The sequence below is a fragment of the Micromonospora sp. NPDC050980 genome, from assembly GCF_040653835.1.
Taxonomy (GTDB): domain Bacteria; phylum Actinomycetota; class Actinomycetes; order Mycobacteriales; family Micromonosporaceae; genus Micromonospora.
In genome coordinates this window covers 231,201-246,438 of the sequence record NZ_JBFAGS010000006.1, presented here as the reverse complement: position 1 = coordinate 246,438, position 15,238 = coordinate 231,201, and the positions used below count along the sequence as shown (strand labels likewise).

Sequence of the window (15,238 nt, the reverse complement as noted above, 5' to 3'; positions counted from 1 at the left end):
GTGTCGGCGCCACTGTTCCTGGTCGAGGCGCTGCCCACCGGTGACACGGCGACGCTGGACGGCCCGGAGGGCCACCACGCGGCCACCGTGCAGCGGCTGCGCGTCGGCCAGGAACTGCTGCTCGCCGACGGCCGGGGCGGCACCGCCGCCGCGGTGGTCACCGCCGTCGGCCGAGGCACCCTCGACCTGCGGATCACCGACCGGGGGTACGCCGACGCGTGCGTCCCCCGGCTGGTCGTGGTGCAGGGGATCGCCAAGGGCGACCGGGGTGAGCTGGCCGTGCAGGCGATGACCGAGGCCGGGGTGGACGAGATCGTGCCCTGGGCGGCGTCCCGCTCGGTGGCGCAGTGGCGCGGCGACCGGGGCGTACGGGCCCGGGAGAAGTGGGCGGCCACCGCCCGGGAGGCCGCCAAGCAGGCCCGCCGCCCATGGCTGCCGGTGGTGGCCGGCGCCCCGGACGAGTCGACCGACACGGTGGCCCGGCGGATCGCCGGCGCCGCCGCGGGCTTCGTGCTGCACGAGGCGGCCGACGAGCGGCTGGCCACCGTCGAGCTGCCGTCGACCGGCGAGATCGTCCTGGTGGTGGGTCCCGAGGGCGGCATCGCCGAGCCGGAGCTGGCCGTGTTCCGCGAGGCCGGCGCCCGCGCCGTGCGCCTCGGCCCGTCCGTCCTGCGGACCTCCACCGCCGGCGTCGCCGCCCTGTCCGTCCTCGCCACCCGCCTCGCGCGCTGGTAACCCCACCCCATCTCTCTCCCCTGATTCACGGAAAGAGTGGCTGTTCCGCCCGGGATGACCACTCTTTCCGTGAATCAGGGGGAGCGGGGTCGTCAGGTGCGGAGGTAGGAGGCGCCGTTGAGGTCGAGCACGGTGCCGGCGGCCCACTCGGCCTCGGGGCTGGCCAGCCAGTGCACCGCCGCCGCGATCTCCTCGGGGCGGGCCACCCGGCCGAACGGGGACTGGGCCCGCACCGCCTCGCCGCGCTCGCTCTTGAGGTGCTCGTTGGTCATGTCGGTCGCGACGAACCCCGGGGCCACGCAGGCCACCCCGATGCCGTACGGCGCCAGGGCCACCGCGAGCGACTGCGCCATCGCGTTCATCCCCGCCTTGCTGGCCCCGTACGCCGGGTTGGCCGGCTCGCCCCGGAACGCGCCCCGGGAGGAGACGTTGACGATCCGCCCGCCCTGGCCCCGCATGTGCTGGGCGGCGCACCAGGACGCGTTCGCGGCGCCGAACAGGTTGACGTCGAGCACCTCCCGCCAGCGCGCCCGCCACTGCTCGTAGCTGCTGTCGAAGACCGGGTGCGGCGGGTCGGCCGGCCCGAACACGCCGGCGTTGTTGACCAGCACGTCGAGCCCGTCGAGCAGCCCGGCCGCGGAGTCCACCATGACCTTGACCGCGTCCGGGTCGGCCAGGTCGGCGCGGACCACCACGTGCCCGTCGCCGGGCAGCTCGGCGCGCAGCGCCTCGGCCAGTTCGGCGGAGTCCCGGTGGTGCACCGCGACCCGGTCCCCGCCGGCCGCGAACGCCCGCGCGACCGCCCGCCCGATGCCCCGTGAGGCTCCCGTCACCAGCACCGCCCGCCCCGCCATGCCGGCCATCCTGCCGCACGGTCCCGGGGTGCTAAGCGGGGCCCCTTCCTATACCGGAAGCGTTAAGCGGGGGCCCCTCCTTACACTGCTGCGATGGACTGCCTGTTCTGCCGGATCGTCGCCGGGGAGATCCCGGCCACCATCGTCCGCGAGACCGCCACCACCCTCGCCTTCCGGGACATCGACCCGAAGGCGCCCACCCACGTGCTGGTGATCCCGAAGGAGCACTACGTGGACGTGGCCACCCTGGCGCAGGGCGACCCGACACTGGCCGGTGAGCTGCTCAACACCGCCGCCCTGGTGGCCGAGGAGGAGGGCCTCACGGTCGACGGGTTCCGGCTCATGTTCAACACCGGCCCGTACGGCGGCCAGGAGGTCTTCCACGTGCACGCCCACCTGCTCGGCGGCGCGCCGCTGGGCCCGATGCTCTGCCGCTGACCGGTGACCGCGATCTCCGACCGCCTCGACCGGATGGTGCGGTGGGCCCAGGCGAAGGGCCGCATCCCGGCCGTGTCGGCGGCCCTGCACCGGGCGGACCGGCCGCTCTGGACCGCCTCGGTGGGCGGCACCGGCACCGACACCCCGCTCGACGCGCAGAGCGTCTTCCGGATCGGCTCGGTCACCAAGACGTTCACCGCCGTGCTGGTCATGCAGTGTCGCGACGACGGGCTGCTCGACCTGGACGACCCGGTCGGGCGGCACCTCGACCTGCCCGCGCACGGCGAGCTGACGGTGCGCCGGCTGCTGTCGCACACCGCCGGCCTGCAACGCGAGCCGTACGGCGACGTGTGGGACAGCCTGCGCGCCCCGACCGTCGACCAACTGCTGGCCGACCTGGCCCGGGTGGAGCGGGTGCTGCCCACCGGCCGGCGTTTCCACTACTCCAACCTCGGCATGTCGCTGCTCGGCGAGCTGGTCGCCCGGCGACGCGGGGGCGCCTGGGCCGAGGTGCTCGCCGAGCGGGTGCTCGGCCCGCTCGGGTTGACCGCCACCACCGTGACGCCGGGGGATCGGGCGGTCACCGGCTACCTGGTCGACACGTACTCCGACGAGGCGCACCCGGAGCCGCCCGCCGACTTCGGCGCGGTGGCGCCGGCCGCCCAGCTCTGGAGCACCGCCCCGGACATGGCCCGCTGGGCGGCCTTCCTGGCCGACCCGGCCGCGCTCGACCCGGCCGGCGCGGTGCTCGCCCCGACCACCGTCGAGGAGATGCGCTGGCCGCTCACCACCACCGACGAGTCGCTCTGGACGGCCGGTTTCGGTCTCGGGCTGATCCTGGTGCCCCGACCGGGCCGGGTGACCCACGTCGGGCACGACGGCGCGATGCCCGGTTTCCTGGCCGCCGTCTACGGGCGGCGCGGCGGGGAGGGCACGGCCGGCGCCATGGGGTGCGCGGTGCTCGGCTCGTCCGGCACCGGCACGGCGGTGCTCGACCTGCCGCACGAGCTGCTCGCCGCCGCCGCCGAGCACGACCCGGCGGAGATCGAGCCGTGGCGTCCCGGCCCGCCCGCGCCCGCGCACCTGCGCGGGATGCTCGGCCGCTGGTGGGGTGAGGGGTTCGAGTCGGTCTTCTGCTGGCAGGACGGGGCGCTGCGGGCCCGAGGCGTGGACGACCCGGTCGACAAGCCGCCGTCGGTGTTCGCGCCGCTGCCGGACCGGCCGGACGTGTTCCGCACGGTCTCCGGCCGGGAGGTGGGCGAGTTGCTCCGGCTCACCCGCGACGAGCGGGGCGTGGTGGTCCGGATGCACTGGGCCACCTACCGCTTCACCCGGCGGCAGGAGGCGTTCGACGGCTACGACTTCCGAGCCGGCGGCTGACCCGGCCGGGCACCGGAAATGGGCGCGGTGCGTGCGGGGTCGACCCGATACGATGGGAGCAACCGCACGCCGCGCCGACCGGGCCCGGCGCCGAGATCGGAGAGCAGGTGGCGCAGGGCCCCACGGCCCGACCTATGACCGGCACCCCACCTCCCGGCCCGCCCCGGGCGCAGACCAGGATCACGGTCTCCGACCCGAAGATCATGGTGAATCTGCTCGGCGCGGGCGACGAGATCCTGCGACTCGTCGAACGTTCGGTCACCAGCGACGTCCACGTGCGCGGCAACGAGATCACCATCACCGGTGCGCCCGCCGACAACGTCCTCGCCGAGCGTCTCTTCAGTGAGCTCCTCGAGTTGATCGAGAAAGGCGAGACCCTGACCACAGACGCCGTCCGGCGTACCGTCGGCATGCTTGAGCAGGGCGGCGCCGAGCGGCCCGCCGAGGTCCTGACGCTCAACATCCTTTCCCGGCGCGGTCGCACCATCCGCCCCAAGACCCTCGGGCAGAAGCGCTACGTCGACGCGATCGACTCGCACACCATCGTCTTCGGCATCGGCCCGGCCGGCACCGGCAAGACCTACCTGGCCATGGCGAAGGCCGTCCAGGCGTTGCAGGCCAAGCAGGTCAACCGGATCATCCTGACCCGGCCGGCGGTCGAGGCGGGCGAGCGGCTGGGCTTCCTGCCCGGCACGCTCAACGAGAAGATCGACCCCTACCTGCGCCCGCTCTACGACGCGCTGCACGACATGCTCGACCCGGAGTCCATCCCGAAGCTGATGGCGGCCGGCACGATCGAGGTGGCGCCGCTGGCATACATGAGGGGCCGGACCTTGAACGACGCGTTCATCATCCTGGACGAGGCGCAGAACACCACGCCCGAGCAGATGAAGATGTTCCTCACCCGGCTCGGCTTCAACTCGAAGATCGTGGTCACCGGTGACATCACCCAGGTGGACCTTCCCGGCGGGACGAGCAGCGGCCTGCGGGTGGTGCGGGAGATCCTGAACAACGTCGAGGACGTGCACTTCGCCCAGCTCTCCAGCTCGGACGTGGTTCGCCACAAGCTGGTGGGCGAGATCGTCGACGCGTACGCCCGCTGGGACGCCGAGCGGGAGAGCCAGCAGACACAGAGCGTGCACGCCGTGCCGGGGCGGCCCGCCCAGGGCGGCCGGGCCGGCCGGCGCCGCTAACCCACCAGAGGAAGACAGTTGTCCATCGAGATCGCCAACGAGTCCGGTGTCGAGGTCGACACCGATGCCGTGCTCGCCGTCGCCCGGCACGCCCTCGACGAGATGGGGGTCAACCCTCTCGCCGAGCTGTCCGTGCTGCTCGTCGACATCGAATACATGTCGGAGCTGAACCACCGCTGGATGGGTGGTGACGGCCCGACCGACGTGCTCGCCTTCCCCATGGACGAGGGCAGCGTCGACCACGGGCCGGGGGAGAGCGCCCCGGCCGGGGGCGAGCCGGCGCTGCTCGGCGACATCGTGCTCTGCCCGGAGGTGGCGGCCAAGCAGGCCGCCGCCGCCGGGCACTCCGCCGCCGACGAGCTGCACCTGCTCACCGTGCACGGCGTGCTGCACCTGCTCGGCTACGACCACGCCGAGCCCGAGGAGGAGCGGGAGATGTTCGGTCTCCAGGCCCGGCTGCTGGCCAGCTGGCGGTCGACCCGGTCGCGGTGATGGTTGCCCTTGCGGCGGCGGGCGCCCCGGCCGGTCTGCCCGATCTCCAGCTCCTGTTCTTCGGTGCCGGGCTGGTGGTCCTCGCCGGCCTGATCGCGATGACCGAGGCGGCGCTGGCCGCGGTGTCCCCGGCGCGCGCCGCCGAGCTGGCCCGCGACGGGGCGCGCGGTGCGCGCGCCCTCCAGGCGGTCGCCGGTGACGTGGTCCGCCACCTCAACCTGCTGCTCCTGCTCCGGCTGCTGGCCGAGCTGACCGCGACCACGCTCGTCGCGCTGGTGGCGGTCGACACGTTCGGGGCCGGCTGGCGGGCGGCGCTGGTGACCGCCGGGGCGATGACCGTGGTGAGCTTCGTGGTGGTCGGTGTCGCGCCGCGCACGTTGGGCCGGCAGCACGCCTATGCGGTCGGGCGGGCGGTCGCGCCGCTGGTGCGCTGGCTGGGGCGGGCGCTCAACCCGCTGGCGTCGCTGCTGATCCTGATCGGCAACGCGGTCACGCCGGGCAAGGGTTTCCGCGAGGGGCCGTTCGCCAGCCAGGTGGAACTGCGCGAGCTGGTCGACCTGGCCGAGCAGCGCGGGGTGGTGGAGCACGGCGAGCGCCAGATGATCCACTCGGTCTTCGCGCTCGGCGACACCATCGCCCGGGAGGTGATGGTGCCGCGTACGGAGATGGTGTGGATCGAGGAGCGCAAGACGCTGGCCCAGGCGCTGGCGCTCTTCCTGCGCTCCGGGTTCTCCCGCATCCCGGTGATCGGCGAGAACGTCGACGACGTGCTCGGGGTGCTCTACCTCAAGGACCTGATCCGGCGCACCCAGGGTGACCGCGGGGCGCGGCAGATGCCGGTGGCCGAGTTGATGCGCCCGGCGACGTTCGTGCCGGAGTCCAAGCCGGTGGACGATCTGCTCTCCGAGATGCAGGCGGCCCGTAACCACCTGGTCATCGTGGTCGACGAGTACGGCGGCACCGGTGGCCTGGTCACCATCGAGGACATCCTGGAGGAGATCGTCGGTGAGATCACCGACGAGTACGATGTCGAACGCCCACCGGTGGAGCATCTGCCGGACGGCGCCGTGCGGGTGACCGCCCGGTTGCCGGTGGAGAATCTGGGCGAGTTGTTCGACACCGAGCTGCCCACCGACGAGGTGGAGACGGTGGGTGGGCTGCTCGCCCAGGCGCTCGGCCGGGTGCCCATTCCGGGCTCCGGGGCCGAGGTGGCCGGGTTGCGCCTGATCGCCGAGGGCACCACCGGCCGACGCAACCGGATCGACACCGTCCTGGTGAGCCGGGCCGGGCCGGGTTCCACGCCGGAGGGCGCGGGGCCGGCCGAGTCCGGTGGCAGTCCCAACCGTTCCGAGGAGAGGCAACCCGCCGATGCCTGAGTCAGCCGCCGTGCCGGCCGCCCTGCCTACCCCCGCCGATCCGGCCGAGCTGAGCGCCGAGGACGGCAAGCTCGTCGTCCTGGCCCGGGGCGCGCGGGGCCGGGTCGGGGCCGTGGAGGGCGCGGCGGTCCGCGACCAGGACGGCCGGACGTACGCCGCGGCCAGCGTGGTGCTGCCGTCGCTGACCCTGACCGCGCTCCAGTTGGCGGTCGCCTCGGCGGTGGCTGCGGGCGCGAGCCGGCTGGAGGCCGCGGTGGTGGTGACCGAGGCGTCGACGCTGGACGGGGCCGGGCACGCCGCGGTGCGTGATCTCTCCGCCGACGCGCCGATCCACGTGGCCGCGCCGGACGGCGTCGTACTCGGCACGGTGGTCGAGTGACCGCGTCCGAGGCACGGCCCTACCGGGCCGGTTTCGCCTGTTTCGTCGGCCGGCCGAACGCCGGCAAGTCGACGCTCACCAACGCGATCGTGGGCACCAAGATCGCGATCACGTCGAGCAAGCCGCAGACCACCCGGCACATCATCCGGGCGGTGCTGCACCGGCCGGAGTCGCAGCTCGTGCTGGTGGACACGCCCGGCCTGCACCGTCCCCGCACGCTGCTCGGGGAGCGCCTCAACGACCTGGTCCGGGAGACCTGGAGCGAGGTCGACGTGATCGGGTTGTGCGTGCCGGCGAACGAGCCGGTCGGTCGGGGTGACCGGTTCATCACCGGCGAGCTGTCCAGCCTCAAGGCGACGGTGCTGGCCGTGGTCACCAAGACCGATCTGGTGGACAAGAAGCGGCTGGCCGAGCAGCTGCTCGCGGTGAGCGAGCTGGCCGAGTTCGCGGCAGTGGTGCCGGTGAGCGCGGTCGCCGGTCACCAGGTCGACACGCTCGTCGACGTGATGACCGACTACCTGCCGGAGTCGCCGCAGCTCTACCCGGACGACATGCTCACCGACGACCCGGAGCAGGTGCTCGTCGCCGAGCTGGTCCGGGAGGCGGCGCTGGAGGGGGTCCGGGACGAACTTCCCCACTCCATCGCGGTGGTGGTGGAGGAGATGATTCCGGAGGGCAACCTGACGAAGATCTACGCGGATCTCTATGTGGAGCGGTCGAGCCAGAAGGCGATCGTGATCGGTCACCGGGGCGGTCGGCTCAAGCACGTGGGCACCACCGCGCGCCGGCAGATCGAGGCGTTGCTGGGCACCCGGGTCTACCTGGACCTGCACGTGCGGGTGGCGAAGGACTGGCAACGCGACCCGAAGCAGTTGCGCAAGCTGGGCTTCTGAGCCCGCGCCGGCCCCGGTGGTGAGGTTCAGTCAGATCTATGGGTCATCTCACCTCGACCGGGCCTCCTTACACGTTTCACAGCTTGTCGGAGCAGGGTAGGACCGACTGTCTCTGCCCCCGGACCCCGCTGCGAGCCGATGCGAAACCGCTACCTGGACCTGCTTCGCTTCCTGGCCATCCTGCGCGTCGTCACCTACCACGTCACCGGTTACGCCTCGCTCACGCTGGTGTTCCCGGCGATGGCGGTGATGTTCGCGCTGGCCGGGTCGCTGATGGCCGCGTCACTGGACCGCACCGGGGTGCCCGCGGTCGCGCGCCGGCTGCGGCGGCTGCTGCCCTCGCTCTGGGTGCTCGCCGCGGCCTTCGTGCCGGCGATGCTGCTCACCGGGCTGCCGCCGAGCCCGAAGGTGCTGCTCTGGCTCTTCCCGGTCAGTGACCCGCCGGCCAACTACTGGGGCGGGCTGGCCCTCAGCCCGATCTGGTACCTGCGGGACTATCTGTGGTTCGTGCTCGCCTCGCCGCTGGCGCTCTGGCTGTTCCGGCGGGCGCCGCTGCCCACGCTGGCCGCCCCGTTCGCGGTGCTCGCCGCGATCGAGTTCGGCGTCCTGCCGAACCCCCCGACCGTGTTGCGCGAGTTCGGTCTCTATTTCGGCGCCTGGCTGCTCGGTTTCGCCCACCACGACGGTCTGCTGCGGCGGATGCGCAATTGGGTGCTCCTGCCGCTCGCCGCGGTCGTGGGCGCGGCCGGGCTCGCCTGGATCTTCACCCATCCCGGCCCGCGCGGCTACGACATCAACGACATCCCGCTCGGCAACGCGCTCTGGGCGGCGGCGTTCATCCTGGTGGCGATCGGTCGGGCGCCGACCGACACGGCCTGGGTCGACCGGGTTCCGGTGCTCGGCCGGGCGGTGACCGTGGTGAACCGGCGGGCGCTGACCATCTACCTGTGGCACATGCCGTTCGTGGTGGCGCTCACCCCGCTGGTGGGGCTGGTGGGCTGGTCGCCCACCGACCCGGTCGGCCTGTGGCTGCGGGTGGTGCTGGTCTTCGCCCTGGTCGGGGTGGTGACGTTGGTGGTCGGCTGGGTCGAGGACGTGGCCGCCCGGCGTACCCCGGAACTGGTGCCGGGCAAGCCCCGGCGGTCGGTGGCGGAACGGGCGGCGGACGACCCGGCCGGTCCGGCCCCGCCCGGCGTGGCCGCCGGGTTCGTCGGCGCCCACCCCCGGGTGCCGGCGCCGCGCCGCAGCCCCGAGCCGTCCGCCGACGCCGCGCCGGACCCGGGTGGCCGAGTGCGCGGCGGCGGCCCGTTCAGCGACCGGTGACGGTCACGTTGCCGCTGGTGGCGGAGACGTCGAGCAGCAGGGACGCGCCCGGGTCGTTGGGCACCCGCACGTCGGTGTCGCCGGACCTGGCGTCGGCGCGCACCCGGTAGCGGCCGGCCGGCACGACCAGGTCGACGTTTCCGCTGGTGGCGTGCAGCCGGGCCGGAACCGGCTGGTCCAGCTCGACGGTGAGGTTGCCGGAGGTGGTCTCCGCGTCGACCGCGGAGGTGAGCCGGCGGGCCTCGATGTCGCCGGACTTGGCCCGCACCCGGACCGGGCCGGTCGCCTCGACCAGCCGGATGTTGCCTGACGTGGTGGCGGCGCGCACCTCGCCGCTCGCGCCGCTGATGGTGAGGTCGCCGGAGCCGAGCGTGAACTCCACCGCCCCGACGTCGGTGAGGTCGACGTTGCCGGAGCCGGTGCCGCCGCGGACCGCCACGCCCTTCGGCGCGGTCACCTCCCAGGAGATGCTGCACCGCTGCCCGCAGTCGGTGGGCAGCACCAACTCGTCGCCCTTGAGCTGGTAGCGGCTGTCCGGCTCACCACCCTGGTAACGAACCACGCGCTTGATCTTCACCTGGTCGGCCGGGCCGGTGGCCCGGACCACCACGTCGCCCGAGCCGCCGTCGTCCACCACGATCCGGGCAATCGTGGCGTGTTCGGTCCGGTCGTAGTCGAGCCGGCGGAACGACAGGTTGTCACACCCGGCGAGCACGATGAGCGTGGCGGCGGCGGTCGCGGCCACCAAGCTGTGCGGCCGGCGAGCGCTGTGTGGCCGGCGAGCGCTGTGCGGCCGGCGAGCGCTGTGCGGCCGGCGAGCGCTGTGCGGCCGGAGACCCGTTCGGAGCGGAACCATGGCCAGAACCCTAGGGCCGGCGGGTCGGCCGGCACATCCGGGATCGGCCGCCGGTCCACCCCGAGCCGACCCTGAGATCGCACCCCGAGAGAGAATGGACCGATGGCCGGGTATCGCCGACAGCTCTACCGCGACGACGCGGTGGTGCTGCGCGTGCAGAAGCTGGGCGAGTCCGACCGGATCATCACCCTGTTCACCCGCCGGCACGGCCGGCTGCGCGCGGTGGCCCGGGGCGTGCGGCGCACCACCAGCAGGTTCGGCGCCCGGCTGGAGCCGTTCGGGCACGTCGACCTCCAGCTCGCCGGTGACCCCAAGGGCAACCAGGGCAGTTCCCTGCACACGGTCAGCCAGGTCGAGGCGATCGAGCTGTACGGCAAGCGGTTCCTCGGCGACTACCCCCGCTACACGGCGGCCAGCGCGATCGCCGAGACCGCCGAGCGGCTGACTCCGGTCGAGCGGGAACCGTCGCTGCGGCTGTTCCAGCTCACCCTCGGTGCGATGAAGTCGCTGGCCCGCGGCGATCACGCGACCACGCTGGTGCTCGACGCCTACCTGTTGCGCGGCATGTCCTTCGCCGGCTGGGCGCCGGCGTTGACCGCCTGCGCGGTCTGCGGCGAGCCGGGCGGGCACCGCGCGTTCTCGGTGCCGGCCGGCGGCGCGGTCTGCCCGGACTGCCGACCCCCCGGCGCGGCCCACCCGGCGCCGGCCACGCTCACGCTGATGTCCGCGCTGACCACCGGCGACTGGGCGTACGCCGACGCCGCCGAGACCGCCGTGCGCCGGGAGTGCAGCGGCCTGGTCGCGGCGCACCTCCAGTGGCATCTGGAGCGCGCGCTACGCTCGCTGCCGCTGGTCGACCGGGGTGCCCCGGCGCCCGGCGCGGGGCCGAGGGTGGTCCCGCCGCGCACCGGCGCCGGGCCGGCCGCCGCTGGTGTCAACAGGGAGATGACCGAGTGATCCGATCGACGAGGACGACCCGCCGCGAGCCGTCGCCGCCGACCCCGCACCCGTCCGGCGCGCGACCGCCGGCCCTCCCCGCCGCCGCGCTGCCCCGGCACATCGCCATCGTGATGGACGGCAACGGGCGCTGGGCCAAGGAGCGCGGGCTGCCCCGCACCAAGGGGCACGAGCAGGGTGAGCACAGTCTGTTCGACACCATCGAGGGCGCGATCGAGCTGGGCGTGCCCTACCTGTCGGCGTACGCGTTCTCCACCGAGAACTGGCGGCGCTCGCCGGACGAGGTCCGCTTCCTGATGGGCTTCAACCGCGATGTCATCCGCCGCCGTCGCGACCAGCTCGTCGACCTCGGCGTGCGGGTGGTCTGGTCCGGCCGGGCCGGGCGGCTGTGGAAGAGCGTCATCTCCGAGTTGCAGACCGCCGAGGAGATGTCCCGCGGCAACTCGACGCTGACGCTCCAGTTCTGCGTCAACTACGGCGGCCAGGCGGAGATCGCCGACGCGGCGGCGGCCATCGCCCGCGACGTCGCCGCCGGCAGGCTGCACCCGGACAGGGTCACCGAGAAGACGGTGGCCCGCTACCTCTACCACCCCGAGGTGCCCGAGGTCGACCTGTTCCTGCGCCCCTCCGGCGAGCAGCGCATCTCCAACTTCCTGCTCTGGCAGACCGCCTACGCCGAACTGGTCTACCTGGACACGCTCTGGCCCGACTTCGACCGCCGCCACCTCTGGTACGCCTGCGAGCTGTACGCCCAGCGGGACCGCCGCTTCGGCGGCGCGCTGCCCAACCCGGTCGCCCCGGGAGTCTGAGCTCACGCTTACCGACGCGCCACGCTGGGTACCCGTACCGACAACAGCACACGCGGAGGTGAACCACATGATTCAGAAGCGGATCGCGCAGTGGGCGCTCATGGCGGTCGCCGTGCCGCTGGCGGCGGCCGGCGCGCGCCGGCTCAGCCACTCGTTGGAGGCCCGTCGCGGGCCGACCGGGGTGAGCCGCCTGCTGACCAAGGGCGCCGACCTGATCCGGCCGCAGAAGGCCAAGCGCCGCCGGTTCTTCTGAGCTGCCCGGCCGGCGCCGACCGGCCGTCGACGGAACGCCCCGCATCCGCGGGGCGTTCCGCTTTACCATAGGCGCAGGGCGCGCCGCCGGGACGCGCCGCCACGGGGGGTGGAGACATGCGCGATCTCCGGTACGAGCTGACGGCCGCCCTGGCCGCCGCCGACCTGGTGGAGCCGACCCGCCGGGAGGCGGTCGCCGAACTGTGCGCCGGGGTGGCCGAGCGGCACTGCGCCGACCTCGGGCACACCCCGACGGTCCGCTCGGGCGAGATCGGCGAGCTGACCACCGGCGAACCGGTGGCCGGCTGGGCGCCCGACCCGCCCGAGCGAATGTGGTGAGCCTCAGCCCTCCACTTCGGATCGGTCGCCCGCCCACAGGGTGTGGAACGAGCCGTCCCGGTCCACCCGGTGGTAGGTGTGCGCGCCGAAGTTGTCCCGCAGCCCCTGGATCAGCGCGGCCGGCAGCCGCTCGGCGCGCAGCGCGTCGAAGTAGGCCAGCGACGAGGAGAAGGCCGGGGTCGGCACGCCCGCCCGGGCCGCGTCGGCCACCACCCGCCGCCAGGCCGGGACGCCGGCGCTGACCCGCTCGGCGAACCAGGGCGCGACCAGCAGCGTCGACAGGTCCGGCTCGCTGTCGTACGCCTCCCGGATGCGGTCCAGGAAGCGGGCCCGGATGATGCAGCCGCCCCGCCAGATGGTGGCGGTGCCGCCCAGGTCGATGTTCCAGTCGTACTCCTGGCTGCCGGCGCGGATGTGGTCGAAGCCCTGCGCGTACGCAACGATCTTGCTGGCCAGCAGCGCGCGGCGCACGTCCTCGACGAACGTGTCCCGGTCGTCCACCCGCCACTTCTCACCGGCGTCGGGGAACACGCGGCGGGCGGCCTCGCGCTGGTCGGCGTGGCCGGACAGCGACCGGGCGAACGTGGCCTCGGCGATGCCGGTGATGGGGATGCCCAGGTCCAGCGCGCTCTGCACGGTCCAGCGGCCGGTGCCCTTCTGTTCGGCCTGGTCGAGCACCACGTCCACGAACGCCCGCCCGGTGGCCGCGTCGGTGTGGCCGAGCACCTCGGCGGTGATCTCGATGAGGAACGACTCCAGTTCGCCGCCGTTCCACTCCCGGAAGATCTCCGCGATCTCCGCCGGGCTCGCCGACAGGCCGGCCCGCAACAGGTCGTACGCCTCGGCGATGAGCTGCATGTCGGCGTACTCGATGCCGTTGTGCACCATCTTGACGAAGTGGCCCGCGCCGTCCGGCCCGACGTGCCGGCAGCAGGAGACGCCCTCGACCTGCGCGGCGATCTTCTCGAAGATCGGCCCGAGCTTCTGGTATGACTCCGCGGAGCCGCCCGGCATGATGCTCGGGCCGCGCAGCGCGCCCTCCTCGCCGCCGGAGACGCCGGTGCCGACGAAGTGCAGCCCGTGCTCGCGCAGCGCCTCCTCCCGGCGGCGGGTGTCGGCGAAGTGCGCGTTGCCGCAGTCGACGACGATGTCCCCCTCCTGAAGCAGCGGGATCAGCTCGTCGATCACCGCGTCGGTGGGCGCGCCGGCCTTCACCATCACGATCACCGCGCGGGGCCGCTCCAGCGAGCCGACGAAGTCGGCGAGCGACTCGGACGGCACGAAGGTGCCCTCGTCGCCGTGTTCCGCGACCAGGCTGCGGGTGCGTTCCGGCGAGCGGTTGTGCACCGCCACGGCGAATCCGTTGCGGGCCAGGTTCCGGGCCAGGTTGCGACCCATCACCGCCAGACCGGTGACCCCGATCTGCGCCGTCGCCTCTGCTGCCATGCGTACCGCCACCTCTCGTCCTCGCTGCCGTCATGCGACCGTATCGCGGTCACCGGGTGAGCGGATCACACCTCGACGGTGGGTGAGGAGCCGGTGGCGTCGTGTCTCACCCCTCGGCGAGACGCGCCTCGACGCGCGCCACCTTCGCGGTCAACGTGTCGGTCACCCCGGGGCGCAGGTCGGCCTTGAGCACCAGGCTGACCCGGGGCGCCTCGGCGGCGACCGTGTCGACGGCCCGCTTCACCACCGCCATCACCTCGTCCCACTCGCCTTCGACGGTGGTGAACATGGCGTCGGTCCGGTTCGGCAGGCCGGACTCGCGGACCACCCGTACGGCGTCGGCGACCAGGTCGCCCACGGACTCACCCACGCCGAGCGGGGTGATCGAGAACGCGATCAGCATGCCGACGATCGTGCCAGTAATTCGGCTGCGGTGGCCGGCCGTGTCGGGCTAGCGTGTCGGTATGCGTAACTGACGCCCGTCCTGCGAGCCCGGTCCACCGCCGCAGTCGCCGTGGATCCGTCCCGCTCCGGGCGTCCGCATCCCCTTCCCGCCGCCGCTTGTTCGCGGTGTCCGTCGTGGTCGGATCGCACCCGGGGCACCCGCTCGGCGCGTCCCTGGTCGGCGCGCCCGACAGACAGGAGGCCCGCGGATGCCCGCGAAGCGCACCTCGAAGAAGTCCCGTACCTCGTCGCCGTCCACCCCGTCGGACCGCGTCGCGCTCGGCGCGACGCCACCTATCCCGGCGGCGCTGCTCCCCGGTGTCGTGACGCCCGACCCGGTCCTGCCCGACGGGGCACTGCTGGTTCCGGTGCTGTCCGCCGACGCGGTGGCGGGAGGCGCGTCGAACGGTCCGGCCCGGTCCGGCGTGGCTCCGCTCGACGAGCCGAAGCCGGCCGGCCCAGCGCCGAAGGCCGGCCCGCCCGGCGCCCGTGACGCCCGGCTGAAGGGGCGCGGCCAGCGCGTCGACCGGACCCGGTTCTATGCCTTCCGGCGTAGCTGACCGTCGCCGCTCCTTGTCCGAATCCGAGAATATGGACGACAGTGACCGCCGCCTTGTGGAAACACTGTGGTTCGGGGGTCATCCGGTGGCCGCGTCCAGACCGGTCCGTTGGGTGATGGCCCGCACGACGCGGGGATCCACGGAGGCCGGGTCGCAGACGACCAGTTCCTCCGGGGCATAGACGCCCGTGCTCGTCTCGGGGTGCCAGACGAGCACGCCGCCGACGGGAAGGAAATCGACGATCTGGCCGTAGGGATGCCGCGTCGTCTCGCCCGGATCGGTCGATGGGGGAAGGTGCACAAGCACGCCCGGCGCCAGCCACGGCGGCCGGTCGACCAGGAGTGACACGTCCAGCGGCCCGCCACCGTGGATGCCGGCCGCTGCTTCCTGTGCCATTCGGCCGAGGTCCGCCGTGTGTTTCGTGACTCCCGCGTCGACCGGCCCGTCCGGCCCGTCGAGCACAAGGTGCATGGAACGGTCCGGGTGGAAGTGCACGTGCCCGCTGACGTTTC

Annotated in this window: 19 protein-coding genes; 14 read left to right on the top strand and 5 right to left on the bottom strand. The window is 73.3% G+C overall.

Annotated features, from left to right (window positions below):
* Nucleotides 1-735 carry a 16S rRNA (uracil(1498)-N(3))-methyltransferase gene (locus AB0H28_RS12920; protein ID WP_358038052.1) on the top strand — a complete coding sequence of 245 codons (735 nt, stop codon included), beginning with the start codon at nucleotides 1-3 and terminating at the stop codon, nucleotides 733-735.
* 92 nt (nucleotides 736-827) lie between these two features.
* On the opposite strand, the gene AB0H28_RS12915 is transcribed toward AB0H28_RS12920, so the two are convergent.
* A complete protein-coding gene (locus AB0H28_RS12915) occupies nucleotides 828-1,589 on the bottom strand; it encodes an SDR family oxidoreductase (RefSeq protein WP_358038049.1) in 762 nt (253 codons plus the stop codon).
* A 93-nt stretch (nucleotides 1,590-1,682) separates the two neighbouring features.
* On the opposite strand from AB0H28_RS12915, the gene AB0H28_RS12910 reads away from it, so the two are divergent.
* The 8 genes from AB0H28_RS12910 (at nucleotide 1,683) to AB0H28_RS12875 (ending at nucleotide 9,063) form a co-directional block, all read left to right on the top strand.
* Nucleotides 1,683-2,027 carry a histidine triad nucleotide-binding protein gene (locus tag AB0H28_RS12910; RefSeq protein ID WP_358038046.1) on the top strand — a complete coding sequence of 115 codons (345 nt, stop codon included), beginning with the start codon at nucleotides 1,683-1,685 and terminating at the stop codon, nucleotides 2,025-2,027.
* Between the two features lie 3 nt (nucleotides 2,028-2,030).
* Nucleotides 2,031-3,407, top strand: a complete 1,377-nt coding sequence (locus AB0H28_RS12905; protein WP_358038043.1) for a serine hydrolase domain-containing protein — start codon at nucleotides 2,031-2,033, stop codon at nucleotides 3,405-3,407.
* Nucleotides 3,408-3,541: 134 nt separating this feature from the next.
* Nucleotides 3,542-4,600: a PhoH family protein gene (locus AB0H28_RS12900; protein ID WP_358038040.1), complete on the top strand. Its 1,059-nt coding sequence runs from the start codon at nucleotides 3,542-3,544 to the stop codon at nucleotides 4,598-4,600.
* A gap of 18 nt (nucleotides 4,601-4,618) precedes the next feature.
* Nucleotides 4,619-5,092: an rRNA maturation RNase YbeY gene (gene ybeY, locus AB0H28_RS12895; RefSeq protein WP_091572065.1), complete on the top strand. Its 474-nt coding sequence runs from the start codon at nucleotides 4,619-4,621 to the stop codon at nucleotides 5,090-5,092.
* Nucleotides 5,068-6,468, top strand: coding sequence for a hemolysin family protein (locus AB0H28_RS12890; RefSeq protein ID WP_358038246.1), 1,401 nt, complete (start codon nucleotides 5,068-5,070; stop codon nucleotides 6,466-6,468). Before ybeY ends, AB0H28_RS12890 begins: the two co-directional genes overlap by 25 nt.
* Nucleotides 6,461-6,847 carry a cytidine deaminase gene (locus AB0H28_RS12885; RefSeq protein ID WP_358038036.1) on the top strand — a complete coding sequence of 129 codons (387 nt, stop codon included), beginning with the start codon at nucleotides 6,461-6,463 and terminating at the stop codon, nucleotides 6,845-6,847. Before AB0H28_RS12890 ends, AB0H28_RS12885 begins: the two co-directional genes overlap by 8 nt.
* The gene (era, locus tag AB0H28_RS12880) at nucleotides 6,844-7,740 is read left to right on the top strand and encodes a GTPase Era (protein ID WP_358038033.1); all 897 of its coding nucleotides are present in this window, start codon (nucleotides 6,844-6,846) and stop codon (nucleotides 7,738-7,740) included. The genes AB0H28_RS12885 and era overlap by 4 nt, the downstream gene beginning before the upstream one ends.
* A 138-nt stretch (nucleotides 7,741-7,878) precedes the next feature.
* Nucleotides 7,879-9,063, top strand: coding sequence for an acyltransferase (locus tag AB0H28_RS12875; RefSeq protein ID WP_358038028.1), 1,185 nt, complete (start codon nucleotides 7,879-7,881; stop codon nucleotides 9,061-9,063).
* Here the strand turns inward: AB0H28_RS12875 and AB0H28_RS12870 are convergent.
* The gene (locus tag AB0H28_RS12870) at nucleotides 9,050-9,808 is read right to left on the bottom strand and encodes a DUF4097 family beta strand repeat-containing protein (RefSeq protein ID WP_358038025.1); all 759 of its coding nucleotides are present in this window, start codon (nucleotides 9,806-9,808) and stop codon (nucleotides 9,050-9,052) included. The genes AB0H28_RS12875 and AB0H28_RS12870 overlap by 14 nt on opposite strands.
* Nucleotides 9,809-10,021: 213 nt before the next feature.
* Here AB0H28_RS12870 and recO point away from each other — a divergent pair, with 213 nt between their 5' ends.
* The 4 genes from recO (at nucleotide 10,022) to AB0H28_RS12850 (ending at nucleotide 12,276) form a co-directional block, all read left to right on the top strand.
* The gene (recO, locus tag AB0H28_RS12865) at nucleotides 10,022-10,876 is read left to right on the top strand and encodes a DNA repair protein RecO (RefSeq protein WP_358038021.1); all 855 of its coding nucleotides are present in this window, start codon (nucleotides 10,022-10,024) and stop codon (nucleotides 10,874-10,876) included.
* The gene (locus tag AB0H28_RS12860; protein ID WP_358038018.1) at nucleotides 10,873-11,685 is read left to right on the top strand and encodes an isoprenyl transferase; all 813 of its coding nucleotides are present in this window, start codon (nucleotides 10,873-10,875) and stop codon (nucleotides 11,683-11,685) included. The genes recO and AB0H28_RS12860 overlap by 4 nt, the downstream gene beginning before the upstream one ends.
* A gap of 67 nt (nucleotides 11,686-11,752) precedes the next feature.
* Entirely contained in the window at nucleotides 11,753-11,938 is a 186-nt protein-coding gene (locus AB0H28_RS12855) for a hypothetical protein (RefSeq protein WP_358038015.1), read from the top strand.
* Nucleotides 11,939-12,054: 116 nt separating this feature from the next.
* Nucleotides 12,055-12,276 (top strand): thioredoxin reductase, encoded by a 222-nt coding sequence (locus AB0H28_RS12850; protein ID WP_358038012.1) that lies wholly within the window; start codon nucleotides 12,055-12,057, stop codon nucleotides 12,274-12,276.
* 3 nt (nucleotides 12,277-12,279) lie between these two features.
* Here AB0H28_RS12850 and gndA read toward each other — a convergent pair whose 3' ends face one another.
* Together gndA and AB0H28_RS12840 are read right to left on the bottom strand one after the other, a co-directional pair.
* The gene (gndA, locus tag AB0H28_RS12845) at nucleotides 12,280-13,722 is read right to left on the bottom strand and encodes an NADP-dependent phosphogluconate dehydrogenase (RefSeq protein ID WP_358038009.1); all 1,443 of its coding nucleotides are present in this window, start codon (nucleotides 13,720-13,722) and stop codon (nucleotides 12,280-12,282) included.
* Between the two features lie 106 nt (nucleotides 13,723-13,828).
* On the bottom strand, nucleotides 13,829-14,125 hold the full coding sequence (locus AB0H28_RS12840; RefSeq protein ID WP_358038006.1) for an MTH1187 family thiamine-binding protein: 297 nt from the start codon (nucleotides 14,123-14,125) through the stop codon (nucleotides 13,829-13,831).
* Between the two features lie 250 nt (nucleotides 14,126-14,375).
* Between AB0H28_RS12840 and AB0H28_RS12835 the strand changes: the two genes are divergently transcribed.
* Nucleotides 14,376-14,726 (top strand): hypothetical protein, encoded by a 351-nt coding sequence (locus tag AB0H28_RS12835; RefSeq protein ID WP_358038003.1) that lies wholly within the window; start codon nucleotides 14,376-14,378, stop codon nucleotides 14,724-14,726.
* 78 nt (nucleotides 14,727-14,804) lie between these two features.
* Here AB0H28_RS12835 and AB0H28_RS12830 read toward each other — a convergent pair whose 3' ends face one another.
* Nucleotides 14,805-15,188 carry a hypothetical protein gene (locus AB0H28_RS12830; protein ID WP_358038000.1) on the bottom strand — a complete coding sequence of 128 codons (384 nt, stop codon included), beginning with the start codon at nucleotides 15,186-15,188 and terminating at the stop codon, nucleotides 14,805-14,807.
* Nucleotides 15,189-15,238 lie beyond the last annotated feature (50 nt).

What these genes read in the sequence shown, in the direction of transcription:
- AB0H28_RS12915 (WP_358038049.1), bottom strand. Translation starts at nt 1,589, where the DNA reads ATGGCGGGGCGGGCGGTGCTGGTGACGGGAGCCTCACGGGGCATCGGG.
- AB0H28_RS12910 (WP_358038046.1), top strand. Translation starts at nt 1,683, where the DNA reads ATGGACTGCCTGTTCTGCCGGATCGTCGCCGGGGAGATCCCGGCCACC.
- AB0H28_RS12900 (WP_358038040.1), top strand. Translation starts at nt 3,542, where the DNA reads ATGACCGGCACCCCACCTCCCGGCCCGCCCCGGGCGCAGACCAGGATC.
- AB0H28_RS12885 (WP_358038036.1), top strand. Translation starts at nt 6,461, where the DNA reads ATGCCTGAGTCAGCCGCCGTGCCGGCCGCCCTGCCTACCCCCGCCGAT.
- AB0H28_RS12875 (WP_358038028.1), top strand. Translation starts at nt 7,879, where the DNA reads ATGCGAAACCGCTACCTGGACCTGCTTCGCTTCCTGGCCATCCTGCGC.
- recO (WP_358038021.1), top strand. Translation starts at nt 10,022, where the DNA reads ATGGCCGGGTATCGCCGACAGCTCTACCGCGACGACGCGGTGGTGCTG.
- AB0H28_RS12855 (WP_358038015.1), top strand. Translation starts at nt 11,753, where the DNA reads ATGATTCAGAAGCGGATCGCGCAGTGGGCGCTCATGGCGGTCGCCGTG.
- AB0H28_RS12850 (WP_358038012.1), top strand. Translation starts at nt 12,055, where the DNA reads ATGCGCGATCTCCGGTACGAGCTGACGGCCGCCCTGGCCGCCGCCGAC.
- gndA (WP_358038009.1), bottom strand. Translation starts at nt 13,722, where the DNA reads ATGGCAGCAGAGGCGACGGCGCAGATCGGGGTCACCGGTCTGGCGGTG.
- AB0H28_RS12840 (WP_358038006.1), bottom strand. Translation starts at nt 14,125, where the DNA reads ATGCTGATCGCGTTCTCGATCACCCCGCTCGGCGTGGGTGAGTCCGTG.
- AB0H28_RS12835 (WP_358038003.1), top strand. Translation starts at nt 14,376, where the DNA reads ATGCCCGCGAAGCGCACCTCGAAGAAGTCCCGTACCTCGTCGCCGTCC.